Source organism: Nocardioides pinisoli (assembly GCF_024199985.1).
Lineage (GTDB): Bacteria > Actinomycetota > Actinomycetes > Propionibacteriales > Nocardioidaceae > Nocardioides > Nocardioides pinisoli.
In genome coordinates, this window is sequence record NZ_JANARS010000001.1 from 1 (window position 1) to 22,767 (window position 22,767).

Below are 22,767 nucleotides of genomic sequence, written 5' to 3' on the forward strand. Positions count from 1 at the left end.
ACGACACGCTGCGGCAGGGCAATGACACCACCAGGCCAAGACGAGGCGCCGCCAGCACACCCAGTGCCGGCGGCGCCTCACCCTGCACTCTTGACAACCGCGGACTACATATCAGCCGAGTGCCGCGACGATCTCGTTGACCTTGTCCTTCGCGTCGCCGAAGAGCATCTGGGTGTTGTCCTTGAAGAACAGCGGGTTCTGCACGCCGGCGTAGCCGGTGGCCATCGAGCGCTTGAAGACGATCACGTCGCGGGCGTTCCAGACCTCGAGCACCGGCATGCCGGCGATCGGGGAGCCGGGCTCCTCCATCGCGGCCGGGTTGACGGTGTCGTTGGCCCCGATCACCAGGACGACGTCGGTGTCGGGGAAGTCGTCGTTGATCTCGTCCATCTCGAGCACGATGTCGTAGGGCACCTTGGCCTCGGCGAGCAGCACGTTCATGTGGCCCGGGAGGCGACCGGCGACGGGATGGATGCCGAAGCGGACGTCGACGCCCTTGTCGCGGAGCTTCCTCGTCATCTCGGCGACGGGGTACTGGGCCTGGGCGACGGCCATGCCGTAGCCCGGCGTGATGACCACGGAGGAGGCGCCGGCGAGCAGCTCGGCGACCTCGTCGGCCTGGATCTCGCGGTGCTCGCCGTAGTCGCGGTCGCCGGCGACGGTGGCGCCGTCCGAGCCGAAGCCTCCGGCGATGACGCTGATGAAGGAGCGGTTCATCGCCCGGCACATGATGTAGCTCAGGATGGCACCCGACGAGCCGACGAGCGCGCCGGTGATGATGAGCAGGTCGTTGCCGAGCATGAAGCCCGCCGCGGCCGCCGCCCAGCCGGAGTAGCTGTTGAGCATCGACACGACGACGGGCATGTCGCCGCCGCCGATCGCGGCGACGAGGTGGAAGCCGAGCACCAGCGCGAGGACGGTCATGACCGCGAGCGGCGCCATGCCGACCCAGCCGTCGGCGAGCATGAACCAGACCATGAGGACCGCGGAGAGCACCAGGATGGCCAGGTTGAGCAGGTGGCGTCCCGGCAGCGTCATCGGGGCGGACCTCATCCGCGCGCTGAGCTTCAGGTTGGCCACCACGGACCCGGTGAAGGTCACCGCACCGATGAAGACGCCCAGGAACACCTCGGCGTTGTGGACCGCGTCGGACTCCAGCCCGACGGCGCCGTGGGCGGAGGCGACCTCGATGTAGGTGTTGTAGCCCACCAGCACGGCGGCGAGGCCGACGAAGCTGTGCATCATCGCGATCAGCTCGGGCATGCCGGTCATCTCGACGCGCTGGGCGAGGCGGATGCCGATCGTGGCGCCGACCGTGCCGGCGACGAGGATGATCGCGAGCCCGACCCAGATCGGTGTCTTGTCGACGACGAGGTCGTCGGTGAGGTGGTCGAGCACCAGCAGCAGCGTGGAGACGAGCGCGAGCGCCATGCCGGCCATGCCGAAGGCGTTGCCGCGACGGGCGGTCTCGTGCTTGCTCAGTCCGGCGAGCGCGAGGATGAACAGGAGGCCCGCGAGGATGTAGGCACCCGTGACGAACTCGACCACCGGCTCAGCCCTTCTGGAACATGTTGAGCATCCGCCGGGTGACGAGGAAGCCACCGAAGACGTTGATGCTGGCGAGCAGGATGGCCACCCCGGCGATCACCTGGACCGCGAGGTTGTCGATCGGCGCCTGGAGGATCGCGCCGACCACGATGATCCCGCTGATCGCGTTGGTGACGCTCATCAGCGGGGTGTGCAGCGCGTGGTGGACGTTGCCGATGACGTAGAAGCCGATGACGACGGCGAGCACGAAGACCGTGAGGCTCGGCAGGAAGCTCGGCGGGGCCGCGGTCGCGAGCGCGAGGAAGAGCACCGCGGCGAGCCCGGCGGCGTACAGCCGACGTCGCGGGTCGGGAGGCGTCGGCGGCTCCTTCTCGACCACCGCGGCCGCGGGTGCGGCCGGTGCGGCGGAGACCTGGACGGGCGGCGGCGGCCACATCGTGGCCCCGTCACGGGTCACCGTGATGCCGCGCTGCACGACGTCGTCCATGTCGAGCCTGAGGACGCCGTCCTTCTCGGGGGTGAGCAGCTTGAGCAGGTTGACGACGTTGGTGCCGTAGAGCTGGCTGGTCTGCGCGGCCAGGCGACCTGCGAGGTCGGTCCAGCCGAGGACCGTGACGCCGTTGGCGGTGACGACCTTCTCGTCCTTCACCGTGGCCGCGACGTTGCCGCCGTTGGCCGCGGCCATGTCGACGACGACCGAGCCGGGCCTCATCGCCGCGACGGTCTCGGCGCTGATCAGCTGCGGGGCGGGGCGGCCGGGGATCAGCGCGGTGGTGATGACGATGTCGGCGGCGCGCGCCTCCTCGTCGTACATCGCGGCGGTGGCGGCCTCCTGCTCGGCGGTCATCTCCTTGGCGTAGCCGTCGGAGGAGACCTCCTGCTCCATCTCGACGGTGACGAACTGCGCCCCCATCGACTCGACCTGCTCGGCCACCTCGGGGCGTACGTCGAACGCGCGCACGACGGCGCCCAGCGATCCCGCCGCGCCGATGGCCGCCAGGCCCGCCACGCCGGCGCCGACCACGAAGACGCGCGCCGGCGGGACCTTGCCGGCCGCGGTGACCTGACCGGTGAAGAGCCGGCCGAACTCGTGGGCCGCCTCGATCACCGCGCGGTAGCCCGCGACGTTGGCCATCGAGGAGAGCACGTCCATCGACTGGGCGCGGGAGATGCGCGGGACGGCGTCCATCGCGAGCCCGGTGACCCCCGCGGCCGCCAGCTGCTCGACGAGCTCGGGGCTGCGCGCGGGCGCCATCAGGCTGATCACCGTCGCACCGCGGCGCAGGCGCGCGATCTCGGCCTCGGTGGGGGCGTTGACCTTCACCACGACGTCGCTGGACCACACCTCGTCCGCGGAGCCGACCACGACACCGGCCTCGGCGAACGCGGCATCGGGCTGGTCGGCCGCCGCGCCGGCGCCCGCCTCGACCACGACGTCGTAGCCGAGCGCGGCGAGCTGGGAGGCCGTCTTGGCCGTCGCGGCGACCAGGGTCTCGCCGGGCCGGGACTCTCGCGGGATGCCGATGCGCACTGCTGCCTCCTGGACGTGGGCCGGACGTGGACGGGCGGCTGGAAGGTCGGGCCGGGCACAACGTACCGAACCGACCGCCCGTCCCACCGGTGTCTCAGGTGACGGGGGTCACGTCCCACGCCGGTCGGGCCGGCGGCTGCGGGAGCGAGGGAGGGTCAGTGCGCGACGCCGTAGAGCCGGTCGCCGGCGTCGCCGAGGCCCGGGACGATGTAGCCCTTGTCGTTGAGCTTCTCGTCGAGGGCGGCGGTCACGACCGTCACCGGGACGTCGAGGCCCTCGAGGCCCTTCTCGAGGTTGTCGACGCCCTCGGGCGCGACCAGCAGGCAGATGGCGGTGATGTCGTCGGCGCCCCGGTCGGTGAGGAAGCGGATGGCAGCGGCGAGCGTGCCGCCCGTCGCGAGCATCGGGTCGAGCACGTAGCACTGGCGGCCCGACAGGTCCTCGGGCAGGCGCTCGGCGTAGGTCGACGCCTCGAGGGTCTCCTCGTTGCGGACCATGCCGAGGAAGCCGACCTCGGCGGTCGGCAGCAGCCGCATCATGCCGTCGAGCATGCCGAGGCCGGCGCGCAGGATCGGGACGACCATCGGCTTGGGCTGGGCGAGGTAGACCCCCGTGGTCGGGGCCACCGGCGTGGTGATCGGGCGCGGGTCGACGCGCACCTCCCGCGTCGCCTCGTAGGCCAGCAGGGTCACCAGCTCGTCGGTCAGCCGGCGGAACGTCGGCGAGTCGGTGTACTCGTCGCGCAGGACGGTGAGCTTGTGGGAGACGAGCGGGTGGTTCACCACGTGCAGGCGCATGGGGGTCACCCTAGTGGGGATGCCGCTCCCCGATCGAGACGCCCGAAGGGTTGGCGGTCCCCCTCCTATCTGCGACATTGGTGGAGGAGGTGTGGGGATGTCCGAGCAGACCGGCGAGATCGACTTCGCGCTGGCTGCGTTCCGCGACGACGGGACGTGGCAGGTGCAGGAGATCGCCTCGCCCGCCTACGACTCCGTCGACTCCCTGAGCCACGCCCTGCGCCAGGTGGCGCGCGACGAGGCCGGCGCGGTCGCGATGGTCGCCGTCGACGAGGACTTCTTCGTGCTCGTGCGCGTCGTCGGCCCGCGCACCCGCGTGCTGCTGTCCGACGTCACCGCCGCCGACGAGTGGGAGCTCGCCCAGTCGGTCATCGACTTCCTCGGCCTCCCGCCGCCCGAGGACGACGACGTCGAGGTGCCGGCCGGCGACCTCGACCTGCTCGGCGACCTCGGCCTCCACGCCATCGACCTCGGCGCGCTCCTCGACGACGTCGAGCTCTACCCCGACGAGATGCTTTCCGAGATCGCGCGTCGGCTCGGCTTCGGCGAGCGCTTCGACGACGCGGTCGGCCTCACCTCCGCATGACGCCGCGGGGGCCCTGGGACGACGCGATGCGTCTCGCCCTGACCGAGGCGGAGGCTGCGCTGGCCGCGGACGACGTACCGGTCGGCGCCGTGGTCCTCGACGCGTCGGGCACGGTCGTGGCCACCGGCCACAACACGCGCGAGTCGCACCACGACCCGACCGGTCACGCCGAGGTCGTCGCCCTCCGCGCGGCCGCTGCTGCCCGCGGCGAGTGGCGGCTCACCGGCTGCACGCTCGTCGTCACGCTCGAGCCCTGCACGATGTGCGCGGGGGCCGTGGTGCTCTCCCGGGTCGACCGCCTCGTCTTCGGTGCGTACGACGACAAGCTGGGCGCCGTGGGCTCGCTGTGGGACGTCGTGCGCGACCGTCGGCTCAACCACCGTCCCGAGGTCGTCGCCGGGGTCCTGGCCGCCGAGTCCACGTCCCTCCTCGACGGCTTCTTCGCCCGCCACCGCACGAAGGACGCGTCATGACCGCCGTACGCCGCGCCACCGCCGAGGACGCCGCCGTGCTGGGCAGGCTGCTGTGGGACTTCAACACCGAGTTCGACACCGAGACGGACGACGCCGACGTGCTGGCCCGCCGGTTCGTCCGCCTGCTCGGGCTCGACGGGGTCCTCGCGGTCCTGGCCGAGGACGACGGGACGGCGGTGGGCTTCGCGCTGGTCACCCTGCGCCCGGCCATCTGGTTCGACGGCCCCGTGTCCCAGCTCGAGGAGCTCTACGTCGTGCCGGACCTCCGCTCGGGCGGCATCGGCACGCAGGTCCTCGACCTCTGCCGCTCCTTGGTGCGCGAGCTCGGCTCACCCGAGATGCACATCAACGTCGACGAGGTCGACGTCGACACCCGCCGCTTCTACGAGCGCCACGGCTTCCGCAACATCGAGGACGGCACCGACTACCGGATGCTCTGCTACATCGGCCCGACCGACCCCGCGTGACCTGCTTCCCGACGCGCCACGCCAGGGTCGACGTGGTCACGGGTGAGCAGGTCGCGCTCGGTCCGCAGCCGGTCGAGGTCGACGTCCGCCATCCCTGTCCGCTCGGCAGCCGCCAGGAGCTCGTCGAGGTGCCACGACACACGCGCCGCGACGTCCGGTCCGGCGACCCGCAGCAGGCGCCCCGCCAGCTGGATCGCGGCCCGGACGACCGCCGGGTCGCCGGCGGCGTAGACCCGCAGGTCGTCGAGGACGAGGTCGACCAGCTCGCTGCCTGACGGCAACCGCCACACCAGGCGCACGGTGCCGCTGTCGTCGACCCACCCCGCACCCGGGTCGCCGTGCCGCACGGCGGGGACCAGGCCGCAGGCGAGCTCCTCCACGACGTTGCGGGCGGTGTAGGGGTCGTTCATCGAGGGCGAGACGGCTCGCACCGCCATCTCGACCATCTGCTGGAGGGCGAAGTGCACGTCCTGCGTCGGCGTGCGCGTGTCCCCGACCGAGACGTGCCTGCGGACCGCCGTGCTCATCTCCTCCGCGTCGCCGGTCACGCGCGCGAGGGGCTCGCCGGCCATCACGTGCGTCCCGGGCCGCGCCAGGAGCTCGGCGGCGCCGACGTCGACGGCTGCGTCGACCAGGCCGGGTGCGTCGACGGTGGTGACGAATCCCGCTCGATCCGCGAGGACGACCGCGCTCGCCGACGCGAGCGCGTCAGCCGGCACGCGGGACGCGGCCCCCTCGCCGTAGAGGCCCTCCACGCAGCGCTCGAGCTCGCCGCGCACCCGGCGGACGAGCGTCGACACCTGGATGACCGCGGAGATGTGGTGGAGGAAGTAGACCAGCGCTGCGACGCTCACCAGGGCCAGGACGATGGCTCCGTAGACGGCGACGTGCGGCACGAAGGTGACGTCGTCGGACGTGCCCCGGACGCGCCGCAGCACCATCAGGCAGTAGACGAACGTCGCCACGAACAGCCCCAGCACGCGCTGGTTGCTGCGGTCGGTCATGAAGTTGCGCACCAGGCGCGGGCCGTAGGTCGACGACGCCGTCGCGATCACCGACATCGTGATCGAGAAGGTGGTGGCCGCGACCGCCAGGACCGAGCCCCCCACCGCCACGAGGATCCCGCGGCTCCCCTCCACCCCGATCTCGAACGACTCGGGAAGCAGGCCCAGGGAACGCTGGTCGAGCCAGAGGTCGACGACGATCACCGCCTGGGCGAGAGCGAGGGCGGCGAGCACCATCAGCCCCGGGACGAACCACATGGACTCGCGCAGCTGCGCGGCGCGCGACCAGGGCTTCATCCACCCACCCTATGGGCCACGCACCTCGCCGGCCGCGACCATCTCCTCGACCCCCTCGGCCAGGCACTCCTCGAGCCCCCGCAGGTCGGCGACCGCGCTGGCGTCGACGTTGACCCCGATGCACGCGGTGTCGCCGCAGGTCACGAGGCAGACGGTCAGCGCCGCGCCCGGCAGCGGCCCGAGGACGTAGATCCCCTGCACCTCGGCGCCGGCCATGTAGCGCCGGCGCGGGGGGCCGGGGAGCGTGAGGACGAAGGCGTCGGGTGCCGCGGCGGTGCGCAGGGCGGAGGCGCCGACGAAGGACGGCATCCGGTTGATCACGGGAGCGGCGGCGTCGAGCACCTCGAGCGCGCGCTCGGTGTGCAGCGAGAGCACCTCCCCGCGCACGGCGGCCACCCGGTCGACGGGGTCGTCGATGGAGAGCGGCGCGGAGATGATCGCGCCGGCGAAGCGGTTGCCGAGGTCGTCGGCGCGGTCGAGCGAGACGCGCACCCCGACCGGGATCTCGGCGACCGTCACGTCGTGGCGAGCGTGGTAGCGCTGCAGCGCACCGAGGACCAGGGCGACGGCCGCGTCGTCGAGGGTGCCGCCGCCGAGCCGGGCGACCTCGCGCAGGGCATCGAGGGGGGCGTCGAGGGTGAGGAACGACCACATCCGGCCGGTGCGCGGCGAGAGCTCCGGCGACGGCGGGGCGGCCTGCGTGAGGAGGCGCCGCACGGATGCGCCGTAGCGCAGTGTCGACGCGACCACGGCCTGCGGGCGGGCTGCGGCGGCCCCGACGCGGCGGGCGGCCGCCAGCGCGGCCTCGGGCAGCGCGGCGACGTCGGTGCGCAGTCCCGCCACGGCCAGCTCGACCGGGTCGGGCTCCGAGGGCGCCACGACGTCCTCGGCCACCGGCTTGCGCGGCGTGTGGGCGCGCCGCCCCGACTGGAGCATCGTGAGCAGCTGCACCGTGCCGAGGGGGTCGGCCAGCGCGTGGTGGATCTTGAGGACGTACGCCGCCCCGTCCGGCATGCCCTCGAACAGCACGCCCTCCCACAGGGGCCGGGTGCGGTCGAAGGGCCGCAGCGCGATCTGGGCGGCGTGCTCCAGCATCTCCTCGCGGTCGGCGACCCGCTCGCGACGCAGGTGGTAGGCGAGGTCGAAGGTCGGGTCGTCGGCCCACGTCGGCGCGGCCGTCGGCACGACCGGCTCGACGACGCGCTGGCGCAGACGTCGTACGAGCCGCGTGCCCCACTCGGCGGCCGCGACGAAGCGGTCCCAGTCGGGCGCCCGGTCGAGGTCGATCACGACGGTCGAGGTGGAGGACTGCACCGGGTGGCGCTCGGCGCGCCACAGCAGCGTCTGCATCGACGTCAGCTCGGCGCCGGTCGACCAGGTGCCCGCACCGCCCCAGCGCTGGAGGTCGTCGTCGACAGGCGAGGAGTCGCTCATGTCGGGGTCCCCGCGACGTTGTTCGGAGGAGCGAAGCGGGGGAGAAGAAGGTCGTGGGGTGATTTCATGCCGGCCACCTCGCGAGGGTCTCCTCGAACTTCGTGCGCAGCGCCGCGATGCGCTCGCTCATGTCGTCCACGCTCCAGTCGGTCTCGGGCTCCAGCACGCACACGTCCACGACGCCGGGGTTGAGCACGAGCGAGCTGCGTCGCATCAGCTCGCCGGTGTTGCGCAGCACGATCGGCACGACCGGCACCCCCGCCTGCGCGGCGAGGTGGAAGGCACCCTTGCGGAAGGGCCCCAGCACCGGCGTCGCCGACCGGGTGCCCTCGGGGAAGATCATCAGCGACGTGCCGGACCGGATCCGGTCGACGACGCCGTCGAGCGTCGCCCGGGCCGATTCGGAGTCGGAGCGGTCGATCCACGCGGGGTCGATGACGAACGACCCGACGACGGCCCGCGGGTCCCAGCGCGCCTCCTTCTTGGCGACGATGGTGAAGTCGCGCTCCAGGAGCCGGCCGAGGACCGGGATGTCGAGCGCGCTCTGGTGGTTGGCCACGAAGATCGCCGGCCGGTGGGTCCACAGCCGCTCCTGGTTGAGCACCTCCAGCGACACCCCGGCCAGCGTCATCGGCAGCTGGGTGGCGAGCCGGATGGCGGCGTTGCGCCCCTCGCGCAGGTCGCCGCGCGCGAGGCCGTAGGCCAGGCCGAGGCCGACCCCGGCGTTCATGCCGGCGAGCGCGGCCGCCGTACGACCTGCTGCGACCAGCGAGCCGCCGACGGGGTCGCTCAGGTCGAGCACCGGCCAGCCCAGGCGCGCCGCGGCGGCGCGCAGGTCGCGGTGGGGGTTGAGCGCGGTCGGGTGGCCGACGGAGGAGAGGAAGGCGACGTCCTCGTAGCCGTTGCCGTAGGCGTAGGACTCGGCGAGGTCGATGCCGTGCTCGCGGGCGAAGGCCCGCACGCCGCTGGCCTTGTGGCGGCCCCACAGCATCGGGCCGTCGGTGGCGCCGGTGAACTGCCCGTCCTCGACGACCAGCTGCGTGCACACGAGGTGCTCGACGCCGAGGTCGCGGGCGACGGGCGCGATCTGGTACTTCGTGGCGGCGGACGCGACGGCGACGGTGTGGCCGGCGCGCTGGTGCGCCATCACGAGGGCGCGGGACTCGCGGCGGATCGTGCCGGCGATCTTGGACCGGAACAGGCGCTCGCCGAGGTCGGCGAAGGCCTCCTCCGACTGACCGCGCATCGCGGAGAAGGCGACGTGGGCGATGCGGGTCGGGTCGCCGCCGAGCTCGCCGTCGACGGCCGTGACGACCGTGCGCAGGAACTCCGCCGGCGAGACGTCGCGCCCCTTGAGCCGGTCGCCGTAGAACGTGGCGGCGGTGTAGCCCGCGACCAGGGTGCCGTCGAGGTCGAAGAACGCGCCGACCTCGGGGCCCTGCGGTCCGGCCTCGATGGCGTCGATCGCCTCCTGGGCCGCCGTGGACAGCCCGCTCACACGCGCTCCCGCCGGGACTTCTGCTCGGACTTCTGCGGGGAGCGCGGCTCGGGGTGCCCGACGGTGACCGTGTCGCCGGCGATCTCGCCGATGATGTTGACCCGTCGCACCGTGTCGCGCAGCTCGGCGGCGAAGGCCTCGCGCGCCGACCCGACGCCGTCGCCGGCCTCGAGGAGCCCCTTGTGGCGCGCCAGCGCCAGCGCGGTGCGGAAGAGCTCCAGCGAGATCGACTCCTCGCTCGCGACCCGCCGCTGCAGCGCCCACTGCTGGCCGACGGCGAGGGAGTCGGCGAGCAGATCGGCCTCGTCGACCGGCGCGTCGCCAAGGTCGGCGAGGCGGTCGGCGACGACGAGGTAGGCGTCGAGGAACGGCCGCAGCACGAGGTGGGCCAGGTGCGGCCGGGCGTTGACGAGCAGCTCGCGGGCCTTGACCGGCGTCATCTCGGTGACGCCCTCCCCGACGAGCAGCTGGAGCTCGGTGCGCAGGTCGTCCTCGAAGCCGGCGCGGGAGGGGAAGAAGAACTCGAACTTCAGCAGGTCGCGCATCCGCTTCGCCTCCTCCCAGCCCACCTGCAGCTCGCCGCCGGCCGGCAGCTCAGTCCCCGGCTCGAGCTCGCTGACGGTGAGGAGCGCGAGCTCGCCGATGGCGCGCTCGACGAGGATGTGGATCACGGTGTTGCGGTAGAACGCGGCCACCAGGTGCTGGTCGTCGCCGATCTTCCACACCGGCTCGGTGCCTCGGTCGTACGCCGTCAGCACGCCGCTGCGGGTCAGGTCGGCGAGCGCCCGGCGGATGGTCGAGCGGTCCCGCAGGTCGGCGGCGCCGGCGACGGGCCACTGGCGCGCGTCGATGTAGGCGGCCAGCGGCTCGACGGTGTCGAGGACCTCGTCGACGGTCAGCGCGCGGTCGGCACCGAGCAGCGCCAGCGAGACGATGGCGGTGGTGGTGACGGGGGTGGCGCGGTTGAGCCGGTGGGAGATGTCGAGCGCGACGCGCTCGACCGCCTGGTGGCCGGTCACGCCCTCGGCGGCGAGCTCGGCCATCCGCTCGCGGAGCGAGAACGGCTCGCCGACGGTCAGGTAGGCCCGGCCGAGCCGGTTGCGCTGCAACCGCGCGAATCGCACCAGCCAGCGCCAGTCCTCCGGCGTCTTGCTGGCGCCGCGTGCCTCCTCGGTCATCAGCGAGACCTCGTGCAGCTGGTCGTAGACCACGGACAGCGGGACCACCTGCACGTCCGGGGCGTCCGGGCCAGCGTCCTCGTCGACCCCATCGGCCCCGTCGGCCTGCACGGCGTCGGTGAGGTACTTCAGGATGCCGTGGACCGGCGGGCGCAGCTTGCCGGTGCGGGTGCGGCCGCCCTCGATCGACCAGGCCAGGTTGCGCTTGTTGGCGACCATCTGCCGGATGTAGGAGCGCAGGGCGAGGCGGTAGACCGGGATCTCCTGGGTCGCCCGGCGGATGAAGATGAGGCCGGTGCGGCTGGCGACCGTGCCGATCACCGGCAGGTTGAGGTTGGCGCCGCCGAAGGTGTAGGTCGGCGAGAAGCGGCGGGACGACAGGGCGTTGGGGATGACCATGCCGTCGAGGTAGGACCGGTGGCTGAAGGCCAGCGCCAGGCTGTGGGCGCGGTCGAGGCGCCGCAGCTCCTGCATGTCGTCCTCGTCCACCAGCACGTCGTAGGCCCTGAGGAACCACTCGCCCAGGCGGGCCCAGCCCTGCGCCGTGCGGTCGTCGTGGGCCGCTGCCATCTCGTGCAGGTAGCCCTTGACCTCGGCCCAGACCTCCTCCTCGTCGCGGCCCTGCTCCGCGGCGGCCGCGGCGACGGCGCGCTGGAACCGCTTGTCGTGGAGCAGCTCGGTGACCTCCCGCGGCGGCGCGGCAGGCAGCCGCTCCCCCACGCTCCGGGGCAGGGCGGCACGGGCGAGGTCCCGCGTTCGGCGGACGACGGTCACGGTCCCTCCTTCCCGCTCACGCGCAGCATGCGCACGGGCGTGGGCCGAAAGTTACCGTCGTACGCCGCCGCTGGCCATGGCTCCGCCACGAATGGTGGGCTGCCGCCGGTTTCCGGCTCCCGCCAGTCCTCTAGTAACCTTCGGCGCGGTGGCGTGTCCGAGCGGCCGAAGGTGCATCACTCGAAATGATGTGTGGGGTCAAACCCACCGTGGGTTCAAATCCCACCGCCACCGCCAGCCGATCGGGCCGGTCCCTCGCGGACCGGCCCGATCGTCGTTCCGGTCCGGCGCTGTCGTCGTACGCTCGCCGGGTGGACGAGGACAACCCTGCGATCCGCGCGCTGGCCGCGTCGGGCATCGCGCACGAGATCACCCGCCACGGCAGGGTGGGGTCGCTCGCCGAGGCAGCCGCCGCGCGCGGCGTCGAGCCGTCGGCGATCGTGAAGACGATGGTCGTGCGTCGCGGCGAGGGCGACCACCTCTTCGTCCTCGTGCCCGGCGACCGGGAGATCTCTTGGCCCAAGCTCCGCGCGCTCCTCGGCGTCAACCGGATCTCCATGCCGGCCGCTGAGGCCGCGCGCGAGGTGACCGGCTACGAGCGCGGCACCATCACGCCGTTCGGCTCGGCGACCGAGCTGCCCGTCGTCGCCGACGAGCGCATGGTGGGGCGGACGATCTCCATCGGCGCGGGTGAGCACGGGGTCGCGGCGACCGTCTCCGCCGACGACGTCATCGCCCACCTCGACGCGCGAGTGGCAGACGTCACCGAGCCGGTGTGAGCCTCCAGGGCCTCCGGCGCGAGATCCACGGGTTCGAGCCCGGGTCCGTCGTCCCCACGACCGAGCTGGTGATGAGCCACGTCCACCCCGAGGACGTCGCGGCCGCCCGGGAGTCGCAGGAGACGCTGCTCGAGCGCAGCGAGGCCGTTCAGTCCGACACGGCGAGTCCGCCGTAGTGCGCCTCGATGGTGACGGATGCGGGCGGCGCCTCGTCCACCATGACGCAGCCACTCGTGTCCACGACGAGCTCGTCGTCGGCGTCGGTGCGGATCTCGTTGCCCAGGCACACGTACCTCGGACCGCTGTCCCAGGGGATCCGGAACCTCCCGTCCTCCACCGGCGCGACGGCCGCGGTGGGCGCGGGTGCGTCCTGCTCGTCGAGCGCCACGAGGTCGGCGACGGGGATCCGGACGCCGATGTTCTGGTAGTCGTGGTCCTCCGGGTCGTCCCTGCCCGGCCACGTGGTCCGGTAGGCGTCGAGCAGCTCGTCGGCCGTCAGCACCAGCAACCTGTCGTACGTGTCGCTGGTCCCCCCGTCGCCCACCACGATCGAGTCGCCCTTCGACACCACCACGCCGGTCAGCTCGCCCGGACCGGGGTCCGCGGGTGAGGGGCTGCAGCCCACCAGGGCAATGGAGGCCAGGAGGGCAAACCCCGTGCCTGCGACGCTGCAGTGCCGGCGGCCCTCGGACATTGCGCCCTCCTGGCGGTGCTCGTCGTCCCGTACATCCGGATTGTCCCGGCGGCCCGGTCGTCGAGTCGACCGAACCGCCGGGATGGTGGCGCTAGCGTCGTGGCGCCGTCACCGGAAGGTCACCGTCGTCGTGAACACCTGGCCGTCCGACAAGGCGACCTCGAAGGTGCCGGTGGACCCGGCCCATGCCTTCGGCGTGGCGACGTTGACGTGATAGGTCCCGACCCCATCCCTCACCGCGTCCCGCGTCAACGCGTAGGTGGCACCGTCGCGAGCGAATGAGGCCGTCAGCACTGACTGCTCCGAGACCACCTCGTTGGTGACGGTGAACTTGACCGGGATGGTCCGACCCGCCTGGACGTCACCGTCGGTCGGGAGCGGACTGGTGAACCCTCCCCAGCCGTACCGCTTGATCGGCGGTGGCTCGACGCCCGGCACCCGCGACACGAAGATCCGAACTGTCGTAGAGGCCGCCGCGCCGGCGGAGTCGGTCACCCGCGCCGTGACGGTGTGCCAACCCTCAGACATCGTGTCTGCGCGGCGCGCGACGTCCGAGCCGTTGCCGAGGTAGCCGTCACGGTCACTGGTCCAGGTGAGCTGGGACCCGTCGAGGGTGCCGTCCTCCCGGTCGCCGGCCTGCGCCTCGAACATGATGCGCTGGGCGGCGGAGAACCTCTGATCGGGGCCGGGTGCCGTGATGGCGATCTGCGGTGCGGCGTTGGGCGTGCGGACCGTGGTCTCCGCGGACCCGAAGCGCACGCCGTCGGAGGACACGACCCGCAGGACCACATCCCCACCGGGCAGGACGCCCCGAGGCAGGACGGTGTCCGGGTTTCGGATGCCCATAGCCACCGGACGGAAGTGGGCACCTCCGTCGGTCGAGTAGAACACCGTGTGCCTCAAGCTGGCTCCCGGGTCCCCGTCCGCCGCGGTCCAGGACACGTGGACCGTCCCGTCCGGGTTCACCGTGGCTCGTGGCTGGGTCGCGACCGGCGCCTGCGTCGACGCCTGCCACGCGTCGACCTCGGAGCCGTCCGCGACGAGGGTCAAGCGGGCCACGCGGGCCGGGTCGACTGCCAGGGAGGCCGCGAAGGGACGAGCCGCGTCGACGTCGGCCCCCTCACCGAACGCACCAGCGGAGCGGGCGTCCGAGGACGAGGCCCATCCCGAGGCCAGCAGACTGCCGTCCGAGGCGTACGCCCTCAGCTGGACGCCGGTGGACGGGTCGCCCGTGCGGGTCTGGTTGGTCGGCAGCACGGTGAACGCGCTGCGGTCGGATGCGGTGTCGTACGCACCCGAGACGTAGATGCCGTCCGCCTCGGTCACCGTGCCGGCGGCCGGCGGACCGGAGCCGTACGCCGGATCGAGCTCGCCGTCGCGCAGCCGGTCCCAGTCCCACTTCGAGATCCACGTGCCCTGGAGATCGGTGTCGTCGTTCCAGCAGTACCCCATCAGGGCGTACACGTCGTGTGGAGCCGAGACGGCGAGGTCCTCGTCGTAGTCGAACGTGTACTCGTCGAGGCCCCAGATCTCCTTGTCCGGGATGCCCATGACGCCGAGGACGGGACGCATCTGATCGTCGATCAGGCTGAAGGGCTGGTGGTCGTCCGCCCAACGCGGCGCGTACTCACCGCAGTAGCCCCTCTTGGTGACGAGGCCGACGTCGTGGCTGTCGACGGCATGGAGCAGCCCGAAGTTGTGCCCGAGCTCGTGCGGGAACACGTTGCGGAGCCGCCCACCGTCGAGGAACTCGCGCGCATACCCGAGCCATGCCGTGGAGACGTCGAGGTAGGCCATGCCTGTGGCGCCGCCGTTGGGATGCGTTCCGGGCAGCATGCCCTGCACGATCTTCTCGTCGCGCAGCTTGTCCGCTCGGAGGTTGTCGTACCAGGCACGAGACTGGAGGGCGTCGAGAACCGCGAAGTACTCACCGAACTCGGGGATCCAGGTGTTCTCGTCCCACCAGCCATCGGCCACCTCGAGCGAGTCCTGTGTCATGTCGAGGCCCGCGATGGGGAACATCGCCTCCGAGCGGCTCGACTGTCGCACGGCGTCGAGGTACGTGGCGTCCGACTCGGTCATGTTGTCCCAGAAGACCGACGTCATCTCCAGGTTGAGGTCGGGTCGGGAGTCGTTGAAGCTCACGACGGTGCCACAGTTGATGGTCCAGCGGCCGTACTCAGTGAGGTCGCACCCGGTGCCGCCGCCCATCTCGACCTGCAGCTCGATCTCCCCAGTGGTCCATTCGTCGGGGAGCCGGAAGTTCAAGGTCGCGTCCCGGTCAGCGCGGCGACTGATGACCTCGTCGGTGGCCAGGATGCTCTGCGTCTCGTTCAGCGGCGCGAGGGGCGACCCGGCGAGCTCGACGCCGTCACGGTAGCCACGGAGCCGACCCGACGTGCGCGCAAGGTTGCCGGTGCCGTACGTCCTGACGTACGCCCGCACGATGGTGTCGCGTCCCTCGACGAGCTCGACGTCATTGAGCAGCGACTGGACGCCTTGCGACACCTCGAGCGCCTCGAGGTCGAGCTCAGGGTTCACACAGCCGCTGATCAGCGTCGCGAACTCGGCAGTCGACCGGGCGACGGTGACGTTGCCGCCACCGAAGACGTAGGGGTCGTAGGCCGCGCGGGCGTAGGACTCGTCGAAGAACCCGTCCTCGATCGCCAGCACGCCGTAGCGGTCGACGTAGTTGTCGCGTGCGTAGGCCGTGGCGGTGTCCATGTCGACACCTGAGTTGATCGCGCCGTCCGTCGACATGCACAGGGACCAGTCCGCGCCCTCTCGACCCTGGTTCTTGAGGAGGTCGGTGGCGCGCACGATGGCGTCGCCTGGATTCGTCGAGTAGCCGATCTGGGCGATGTCGGAGATCTCGGTCGCCATGCCGTCCACGACGGTCTCGCTGGTCAGGACCGTCGGCGGGATCTCGACCCTCGTGCTGCCGGACGTGCCGTCATAGGACCACTGCACGAGGCTGACGGAGATGGATCCGTCCCGAGGAAAGGTGACCGTGTCGTCGAGCGCCTCGATGTACCCCTGCTTCTGCATGGTCCAGTCGGCGGCGTCGATCGAGCCCGAACCGTCCATGAGGAAGACCAGGTCAAGCTTGTCGGCGTACAGGTCGGCGCTGGCTGGCCCTGCCCCGGTGGTGGCAAGACCGGTGGTCACCAGTCCGGCGAGTGCGACGAACGCCGCTGTGGTCGCACCGCGGCGACGGGACCGGGCCCGCGCAGCAGTCGTGTGGATGGTCGGGCGCAGACGTGTGCGCAGTCCCATGTGTTCCCCCTCACATAGATGTGTGCCGGGGAAGTTACGCCCCCAAGGACCGACGCAGGAGGAATCGCTCCAAAACTTTGCCGTGGCCCCGTGGATCCCTCGTGACGCACCTTGACCGTTCTGTGGGTGTGCCGTGGATTTCGGTTGTAGCGTGCTCCCCGTGCCCACCACCGTGCTGATCGTCGAGGACGAGCCCGACCTCGCACAGGTGATGGAGATCGCCCTCAGCCGCGCAGGGTTCGACGTCCTCACCGTCGGCTCCGGAGACGACGCCCGCGCGAGCATCGGTCGGCGCCACGTCGACGTCGTCGTCATGGATCGCGGACTGCCCGACACGGACGGCCTCGAGGTCACCGCGTCCCTGCGCGCCGACGGGTTCCTCGGTGCCGTCGTGGTGACCTCCGGGCACGCCGGGACCGACCACGTCGCCGCCTGCCTGGGCGCGGGTGCCGACGACGTACTGGGCAAGCCCTTCACCCTCGCCGAGCTCGTGGACCGGGTCCGCAACGCGGTCCGGCCCGCCAGGGTCGCCGAAGCCGGCTGACCCGCAGATTCGTCGGCGAACCCGCGTCATGAGGCTCGAAGCGGCCCGTCTCACCAGCGGTAGGGCCGGGCGGTCGCGTTCCGTCAGGCTCGTCCACCGTCCCCGTACGTCGACCTCCCGCCGGCGTCCGGTCCCCCCAGTGGCGGTGGCGCCACGCATCACCAACGCGACTGCGGCACGGCCCTCGCAGGGGCCGTGCCGTTTGTCTGTCCGCCGACCTGGAGGGGCAGTCCGACACCTGGAGGGGGTTGCAACGGCCTCGAAGTGGCGGACTCCCCGCTCGAGCGGGGAGTCCGCCGCAAGGGCGCCGATGCGACACTATTTGCACTGAGTGCAACAATGGCTGGGTGACCACGACACCCCCCACCGACGGCCGCAGCGCGCTGCGCGAGGAGCGGCGCCGCGCCATCCTCGAGGCCGCCCGGGAGCTCGCGACCGAGCACGGCGCCGACGGGTTCACCGTCGAGCAGGTCGCCTCGCGGGCCGGGGTGTCGCGGCGGACGGTCTTCAACCACGTCGCCGGCCTCGACCAGCTGCTGGTGGCGGTCTGCGAGCAGATCCTCGCCGAGGCGACGGCGGACCTCCTCGAGGGGGTCGACCGCCGGACGACCGATCTCCCCCCGGGCGCGGCAGGCGGCCGGGCCGCGCTCGACGCGGTGGCCGAGGCCACCCGCGGCGTCGACCTGCCCACCGCGATCGCGACGATCCACCGCGTCCTCGGCTCCCCCGAGGTCGAGGACGAGCGCGCGCAGGGCATCTCACGGACCGCCTTCGAGCACGTCGGCGGACGCCTGCGCCAGCAGCTCGTACGCCGCGCACCCGGCCTCGACCCGGTCGACCTCGAGATCGGGCTCGCGCTGCTCTTCAGCGGGATCGTGACGATCGCCGGCCTCTGGCTCGAGCAGCACCCCGACCTGGCACCCGACGTGCCTCCCGACGCCCGCGCCGACTGGGACGCCCTGCTCGACCGCGTCCTCCGCCGGCTGCGCATCGCCCACGACGCCTGACCCACCCGACCCCCGCACCCCTGCACCGCAACCGAAAGGCACGCCACCCCCATGGCTGAGCTCCTCTACCGCATCGGACGCTTCGCGGCCCGCCGCCACTGGAGCGTCATCGGCGCCTGGCTGGCGATCCTCGCCGTCACCGCAGTGACCTACGTGTCCTTCGCGGGCGCGCTGTCGTCCAACATCACGCTGCCCGACACCCCGACGACGCGGGTCTCGCAGCAGCTCGAGGAGGACTTCGAGGGCGCCGGGGGCGGCAACGGCGCGATCGTCGCCGAGACCACCGACGGCTCCGCGTTCACCTCCGAGCAGGAGGAGGCGCTGAGCGACCTCTTCGACCGGCTGGCCGAGGTGGACGGGGTGGCCGACGTCACCGACCCGTTCGAGACCCAGCAGCAGGTGGACGACTCGGCCCGGCAGGTGGCCGACGGCCAGGAGCGGATCGAGGACGGTCGGGCCCAGCTGCGGACCGCCCAGCAGCAGATCGACGCCGGGCGTGACGCGCTGGCGGAGCAGCGCCGCCAGGCGCGCGAGGACGGCACCCTCGCCGGCATCAGCGCCCAGCTGCAGGACGCGGAGCAGCAGCTCGACGAAGGACAGGCCGAGCTGGACCGCCAGCGCGCCAGGCTCGAGGAGCAGGCACCCCAGCTCGAGGTGGGGGTGACCCTCTCGGAGCTGTCGTCCGGCTATCGCACCGTGTCCGAGGACGGGTCGGCCGCGGTGTCCAACGTGGTCTTCGACGACCCCATCAACGAGGTCACCACCGAGACCAAGACCGAGATCGAGGAGATGGCCGCCGACGCCGGCATCGAGGGCGTTGAGGTCCACCCGTCGCAGGAGATCGCCCAGACGGTCCCGTCGATCCTCGGCCCGGGCGAGGTGGCGGGCGTCGTCATCGCCGCGATCGTCCTGTTCGTCATGCTCGGCACCGTCCTCGGTGCGGCGCTCCCGCTCGTCACCGCCCTGCTCGGCGTGGGCGTCGCGTCGCTCGCGTCGCTGTCGTTCTCGGGGATCGTCCAGTTCGTGTCCGTCACCCCGGTGCTCGGCGTGATGCTCGGCCTCGCCGTCGGGATCGACTACTCGCTCTTCATCATCAACCGGCACCGTCGCCAGCTGAAGCAGGGCGCCGACCTGCACGAGTCGATCGGCCTGGCCAACGGCACCTCGGGCAACGCCGTCGTCTTCGCAGGCGTCACCGTCATCGTCGCGCTGCTGGCCCTCAACGTGACCGGCGTCGACTTCCTCGGCCTGATGGGGACCGTCGGTGCCGTCGCCGTCCTCGTCGCGATCCTGATGGCCGTCACCCTCACCCCCGCGGTCCTGTCGCTGGTCGGCACGCGCATCCTGAGCAGGCGGGAGCGCGAGCGGCTGGCCGCCGGCGAGCGCACGCACGACGAGCAGATCACCGAGCGCGACCGGCCGATGAGCACGATGCGCGCCTGCTGGGTCCTCGGTTTCGGGATCGCGGCGCTCCTCGCCGTGGCCGCGCCGGCGACCCAGATGCGGCTCGGTCTGCCCGACGGCTCCACCCAGGCGCCGGAGTCCGCCGGCTACCAGGCCTACGAGGTCCAGGCGGAGAAGTTCGGCGACGGAGCCAACGGACCGCTGCTCGTGGTCGCCGACCTGCCCTCCGCCGTCGCCGAGGACGACGTGGTGCGGGAGCAGGCCGCGATCGGCTCCGAGATCGGACAGCTGTGGTCGGTCGAGGCCGTCGTCCCCATCGGGGCGTCGCAGGACCGCGAGTCGCTCGCCTTCCAGGTGGTGCCCTACGGCGCACCCTCCAGCGAGTCGACCGAGGAGCTCGTCCGCGACCTGCGCGAGCTCACGCCCGAGACCGCCGCCGGTGGTGAGGCGACCCTCGGCGTGGCCGGCAACGCCAGCGCCAACATCGACATCTCCGAGCAGCTCGCCGACGTGCTGCCGACCTACCTGGTCCTGGTCGTCGGGCTGTCGCTGCTGATCCTGGTCCTGGTGTTCCGCTCGATCCTGGTGCCGCTCACCGCGACCCTCGGCTTCGTGCTCTCGCTGCTGGCGGCGTTCGGCGGCATCACCGCGATCTTCCAGATCGGCTTCCTCGCCGACCTGTTCGGCGTCCACGCGCCCGGCCCGGTGCTGAGCTTCCTGCCGATCATCGCCACCGGCATCCTGTTCGGCCTGGCCATGGACTACCAGCTGTTCCTGGTGTCGGGGATGCGCGAGGCGTACGCCCACGGCGCACCGGCGCGCGTGGCGGTGCAGCACGGTCTGCACGCCGGGCGGTCGGTGGTCACGGCTGCGGCGATCATCATGATCTCGGTGTTCGCCGGCTTCATCTTCAGCCACGACGCGACCATCAAGCCGATCGGCTTCGGCCTCGCCTTCGGCGTGCTCCTCGACGCCTTCGTCGTACGGATGCTGCTGATCCCGGCCGCGATGCACCTGCTCGGCGAGAAGGCGTGGTGGCTGCCGCGGTGGCTCGACCGGATCCTGCCGGACGTCGACGTCGAGGGCGCCAAGCTCGAGCGCAGCCACCCGGTGCACTGAGCGACCTGAGCGGACGGCGCGGCGGTGCACCACAATGGTCTCGTGACCGAACCCCGCGCCGTCCACACCTGGCTCACCGACATGGACGGCGTCCTGGTCCGCGAGGAGGATCCGATCCCCGGCGCGAAGGAGTTCATCAGCGCGCTGCGTGAGCTGGACATCCCGTTCCTCGTCCTCACCAACAACTCGATCTTCACCCCGCGCGACCTACGGGTGCGGCTGCTCCGCAGCAGCGGCATCGACGTGCCGGAGCAGTCGATCTGGACCTCGGCGCTGGCGACCGCCCAGTTCCTCGACGACCAGCGCCCGGGCGGGTCGGCGTACGTCGTGGGCGAGACGGGGCTGACCGCCGCGGTCCACGACATCGGCTACGTGATGACCGACCAGGACCCCGACTACGTCGTGCTCGGGGAGACGCGCACCTACTCCTTCGAGGCGATCACCCGGGCCATCCGGCTGATCAACGACGGCGCCCGCTTCATCGCCACCAACCCCGATCCGAGCGGGCCGAGCGCGCAGGGCATGCTCCCCGCGACGGGGTCGGTCGCGGCCCTGATCAGCACGGCGACCGGCCGGCAGCCCTACTTCATCGGCAAGCCCAACCCGCTGATGATGCGCAGCGCCCTCAACCGCATCGACGCCCACTCCGAGACCACCGTGATGATCGGCGACCGCATGGACACCGACATCATCAGCGGCCTCGAGGCCGGCATGCGCACGGTGCTGGTGGCCACCGGCGCCACCGAGCGCCACCAGGTCCAGGACTTCCCCTACCGGCCGACCCTCGTGGTCGACTCGATCGCCGACGTCGTGCCCTACGTCGGCGAGATGAGGCTGCCCGAGGACGTCTGAGGCCGGATCAGCGGCCGTACGGCGTCAGCAGCTGGTCGACGGGCGCGAAGTCGTCGGTGAGCACCGGGGCGTCGCCCGCCCACGCGGCCAGGTCCGCACCCGTCAGCGACGTCCAGTCCAGCCCGCGCTCCTCCAGACCGTCGCCGACGCGGTCGAGGTCGAGCGGCTTCCGGGACGCGACCACGACCATGTTGCCGCCGTCCTCACCCGCCAGGACGTCGGGAGCGGCGAGCAGCGCCACCTCGTCGAACACCTCGCCGGCCGTGCGCACGTAGGACCGCGCGAAGTCGAGCGGGCCGTGGTCGATCACGTTGGCGACGTAGAGACCGTCCGCCTCCAGCCCGGCCCGCAGCCCGGCGAGTGCCTCGCGGGTGGCGAGGTGCCACGGCACGCTGACCCCGCCGAAGGCGTCGCCCACGACGAGGTCGAGGGTGCCGGGCCGGAGGTCGTCGATCGCGAGGCGGCCGTCCTCCACCTCGACCTCGACGCCGTCGGGCAGCTCCCCGCCCAGGAGCCGCAGGTCGGCCTCCACCACACCGGCGTCGATCTCGGAGACCCGGCTCTTGGAGTCCGGCCGCGTCGCCGCGAGCCAGCGCGGGAGGGTCAGGCCCCCCGCGCCGAGGTGGTAGGCGTCGAGCGGCTCGCCGATCAGGAAGGAGGCGTCGACCACCGCGGCCATCGCCCGCACGTAGGCGAAGTCGAGGTGCGTCGGGTCCTCGAGGTCGACGTAGGAGTGGCGCAGCCCGTCGAGGACCAGGACCCGCCCGTCGGGCCGGTCGGGGTCGGCCGTGACGGCGAGGCAGTGGTAGGTCGTCTCGACGTCGCAGCCGCTCGGCGCCGCCGCCGCGCCGAGGCCGGCGAGCGCCACCACCACGCCCAGCACGGCGTCGCCGCGACCGCGCCGGCCGGCCACCTGCACCACGACCGAGGTCACCAGGAGCACGACGCCGAGGCCGACCAGGATCCCGCTGACCGGCACCCGCGAGACGAGCACGAAGCCGGTGACGACCGTCCCGACGATCGCGCCCACCGTGCCGATGCCCGAGAGGTGCCCCACCACCGTGCCGGTCTCGGCGAGGCTGGTGAGGCGGAGCTTGATGACGACCGGGCTGACGGCCGAGAGCAGGACGCCCGGGACCAGGATCGACAGCGTGGCCGCGAGGAGGAGCAGCCCGGCGTCGCCGGCGGCCGCCGCCCCGCGGACCACGGCCGGCGTCAGGGCCACGGCCGCGCCGGAGATGCCGAGGAGCGGCCCGAGCAGCGGTCGGGGGGCGACGCGGTCGGCGGTCCACCCGCCCGCCCACGTGCCTGCAGCGATGGCGGTGAGGGCCATCCCGATGACGAGGGTGTTGGTCTCGAGCGTCAGTCCGTAGTGCGGGGCGAGCAGCCGCAGCGCCACCAGCTCGACCACCAGCACGGCCGCCGACGAGCCGAAGACCAGCGCCGCTGCGCCCCACGCGGACAGGTCGCGCCGCGGGGTGCTCTCGGGAGGCATGCGCCCGATC

General features: G+C 72.1%; 19 protein-coding genes and 1 tRNA gene. 10 read left to right on the top strand and 10 right to left on the bottom strand.

The window, feature by feature from the left end; translation table 11 throughout:
- Positions 1-111: 111 nt before the first annotated feature.
- The 3 genes from pntB to upp all read right to left on the bottom strand — a co-directional run bounded on the left by pntB (position 112) and on the right by upp (position 3,876).
- A complete protein-coding gene (gene pntB, locus NCI01_RS00005) occupies positions 112-1,548 on the bottom strand; it encodes a Re/Si-specific NAD(P)(+) transhydrogenase subunit beta (RefSeq protein ID WP_254179421.1) in 1,437 nt (478 codons plus the stop codon).
- Between the two features lie 4 nt (positions 1,549-1,552).
- Entirely contained in the window at positions 1,553-3,079 is a 1,527-nt protein-coding gene (locus NCI01_RS00010; protein ID WP_254179422.1) for a Re/Si-specific NAD(P)(+) transhydrogenase subunit alpha, read from the bottom strand.
- A 155-nt stretch (positions 3,080-3,234) separates the two neighbouring features.
- The gene (gene upp / locus NCI01_RS00015; protein WP_254179423.1) at positions 3,235-3,876 is read right to left on the bottom strand and encodes a uracil phosphoribosyltransferase; all 642 of its coding nucleotides are present in this window, start codon (positions 3,874-3,876) and stop codon (positions 3,235-3,237) included.
- A 97-nt stretch (positions 3,877-3,973) separates the two neighbouring features.
- Here upp and NCI01_RS00020 point away from each other — a divergent pair, with 97 nt between their 5' ends.
- The 3 genes from NCI01_RS00020 to NCI01_RS00030 are packed head-to-tail and all read left to right on the top strand — an operon-like array spanning position 3,974 to position 5,402.
- A complete protein-coding gene (locus NCI01_RS00020) occupies positions 3,974-4,462 on the top strand; it encodes a tRNA adenosine deaminase-associated protein (RefSeq protein ID WP_254179424.1) in 489 nt (162 codons plus the stop codon).
- 26 nt (positions 4,463-4,488) lie between these two features.
- Positions 4,489-4,935, top strand: coding sequence for a tRNA adenosine(34) deaminase TadA (gene tadA, locus NCI01_RS00025; RefSeq protein ID WP_254179425.1), 447 nt, complete (start codon positions 4,489-4,491; stop codon positions 4,933-4,935).
- Positions 4,932-5,402 (top strand): GNAT family N-acetyltransferase, encoded by a 471-nt coding sequence (locus tag NCI01_RS00030; protein WP_254179426.1) that lies wholly within the window; start codon positions 4,932-4,934, stop codon positions 5,400-5,402. Before tadA ends, NCI01_RS00030 begins: the two co-directional genes overlap by 4 nt.
- Here NCI01_RS00030 and NCI01_RS00035 read toward each other — a convergent pair.
- The 4 genes from NCI01_RS00035 to NCI01_RS00050 all read right to left on the bottom strand — a co-directional run bounded on the left by NCI01_RS00035 (position 5,375) and on the right by NCI01_RS00050 (position 11,587).
- Positions 5,375-6,703: a DUF2254 domain-containing protein gene (locus NCI01_RS00035; RefSeq protein ID WP_254179427.1), complete on the bottom strand. Its 1,329-nt coding sequence runs from the start codon at positions 6,701-6,703 to the stop codon at positions 5,375-5,377. The genes NCI01_RS00030 and NCI01_RS00035 overlap by 28 nt on opposite strands.
- A 9-nt stretch (positions 6,704-6,712) precedes the next feature.
- Positions 6,713-8,137 (bottom strand): wax ester/triacylglycerol synthase domain-containing protein, encoded by a 1,425-nt coding sequence (locus NCI01_RS00040; RefSeq protein WP_254179428.1) that lies wholly within the window; start codon positions 8,135-8,137, stop codon positions 6,713-6,715.
- A gap of 64 nt (positions 8,138-8,201) precedes the next feature.
- On the bottom strand, positions 8,202-9,635 hold the full coding sequence (locus NCI01_RS00045; protein ID WP_254179429.1) for an HAD-IB family hydrolase: 1,434 nt from the start codon (positions 9,633-9,635) through the stop codon (positions 8,202-8,204).
- On the bottom strand, positions 9,632-11,587 hold the full coding sequence (locus NCI01_RS00050; RefSeq protein ID WP_254179430.1) for a lysophospholipid acyltransferase: 1,956 nt from the start codon (positions 11,585-11,587) through the stop codon (positions 9,632-9,634). Before NCI01_RS00050 ends, NCI01_RS00045 begins: the two co-directional genes overlap by 4 nt.
- 147 nt (positions 11,588-11,734) lie before the next feature.
- Here NCI01_RS00050 and NCI01_RS00055 point away from each other — a divergent pair.
- The 3 genes from NCI01_RS00055 (at position 11,735) to NCI01_RS00065 (ending at position 12,542) form a co-directional block, all read left to right on the top strand.
- Positions 11,735-11,824: transfer RNA gene (locus tag NCI01_RS00055), tRNA-Ser, on the top strand.
- Between the two features lie 74 nt (positions 11,825-11,898).
- Entirely contained in the window at positions 11,899-12,366 is a 468-nt protein-coding gene (locus NCI01_RS00060; RefSeq protein ID WP_254179431.1) for an aminoacyl-tRNA deacylase, read from the top strand.
- A complete protein-coding gene (locus tag NCI01_RS00065; protein WP_254179432.1) occupies positions 12,363-12,542 on the top strand; it encodes a PAS domain-containing protein in 180 nt (59 codons plus the stop codon). Before NCI01_RS00060 ends, NCI01_RS00065 begins: the two co-directional genes overlap by 4 nt.
- Here the strand turns inward: NCI01_RS00065 and NCI01_RS00070 are convergent.
- Together NCI01_RS00070 and NCI01_RS00075 are read right to left on the bottom strand one after the other, a co-directional pair.
- The gene (locus tag NCI01_RS00070; RefSeq protein WP_254179433.1) at positions 12,515-13,060 is read right to left on the bottom strand and encodes a hypothetical protein; all 546 of its coding nucleotides are present in this window, start codon (positions 13,058-13,060) and stop codon (positions 12,515-12,517) included. The two genes, NCI01_RS00065 and NCI01_RS00070, sit on opposite strands and share 28 nt — an antisense overlap.
- A gap of 108 nt (positions 13,061-13,168) precedes the next feature.
- Positions 13,169-16,336 carry a DUF1194 domain-containing protein gene (locus tag NCI01_RS00075; RefSeq protein WP_254179434.1) on the bottom strand — a complete coding sequence of 1,056 codons (3,168 nt, stop codon included), beginning with the start codon at positions 16,334-16,336 and terminating at the stop codon, positions 13,169-13,171.
- 160 nt (positions 16,337-16,496) lie between these two features.
- On the opposite strand from NCI01_RS00075, the gene NCI01_RS00080 reads away from it, so the two are divergent.
- The 4 genes from NCI01_RS00080 (at position 16,497) to NCI01_RS00095 (ending at position 21,262) form a co-directional block, all read left to right on the top strand.
- Positions 16,497-16,880: a response regulator transcription factor gene (locus NCI01_RS00080; RefSeq protein ID WP_254179435.1), complete on the top strand. Its 384-nt coding sequence runs from the start codon at positions 16,497-16,499 to the stop codon at positions 16,878-16,880.
- 383 nt (positions 16,881-17,263) lie between these two features.
- Positions 17,264-17,887, top strand: coding sequence for a TetR/AcrR family transcriptional regulator (locus NCI01_RS21880; RefSeq protein WP_372495083.1), 624 nt, complete (start codon positions 17,264-17,266; stop codon positions 17,885-17,887).
- A gap of 51 nt (positions 17,888-17,938) precedes the next feature.
- Positions 17,939-20,410: an MMPL family transporter gene (locus tag NCI01_RS00090; RefSeq protein ID WP_254179436.1), complete on the top strand. Its 2,472-nt coding sequence runs from the start codon at positions 17,939-17,941 to the stop codon at positions 20,408-20,410.
- An 81-nt stretch (positions 20,411-20,491) separates the two neighbouring features.
- Entirely contained in the window at positions 20,492-21,262 is a 771-nt protein-coding gene (locus tag NCI01_RS00095; protein ID WP_254180169.1) for an HAD-IIA family hydrolase, read from the top strand.
- 7 nt (positions 21,263-21,269) lie between these two features.
- Here the strand turns inward: NCI01_RS00095 and NCI01_RS00100 are convergent, their stop codons facing one another.
- Positions 21,270-22,757, bottom strand: coding sequence for a fused MFS/spermidine synthase (locus NCI01_RS00100; RefSeq protein WP_254179437.1), 1,488 nt, complete (start codon positions 22,755-22,757; stop codon positions 21,270-21,272).
- Positions 22,758-22,767: the final 10 nt, after the last annotated feature.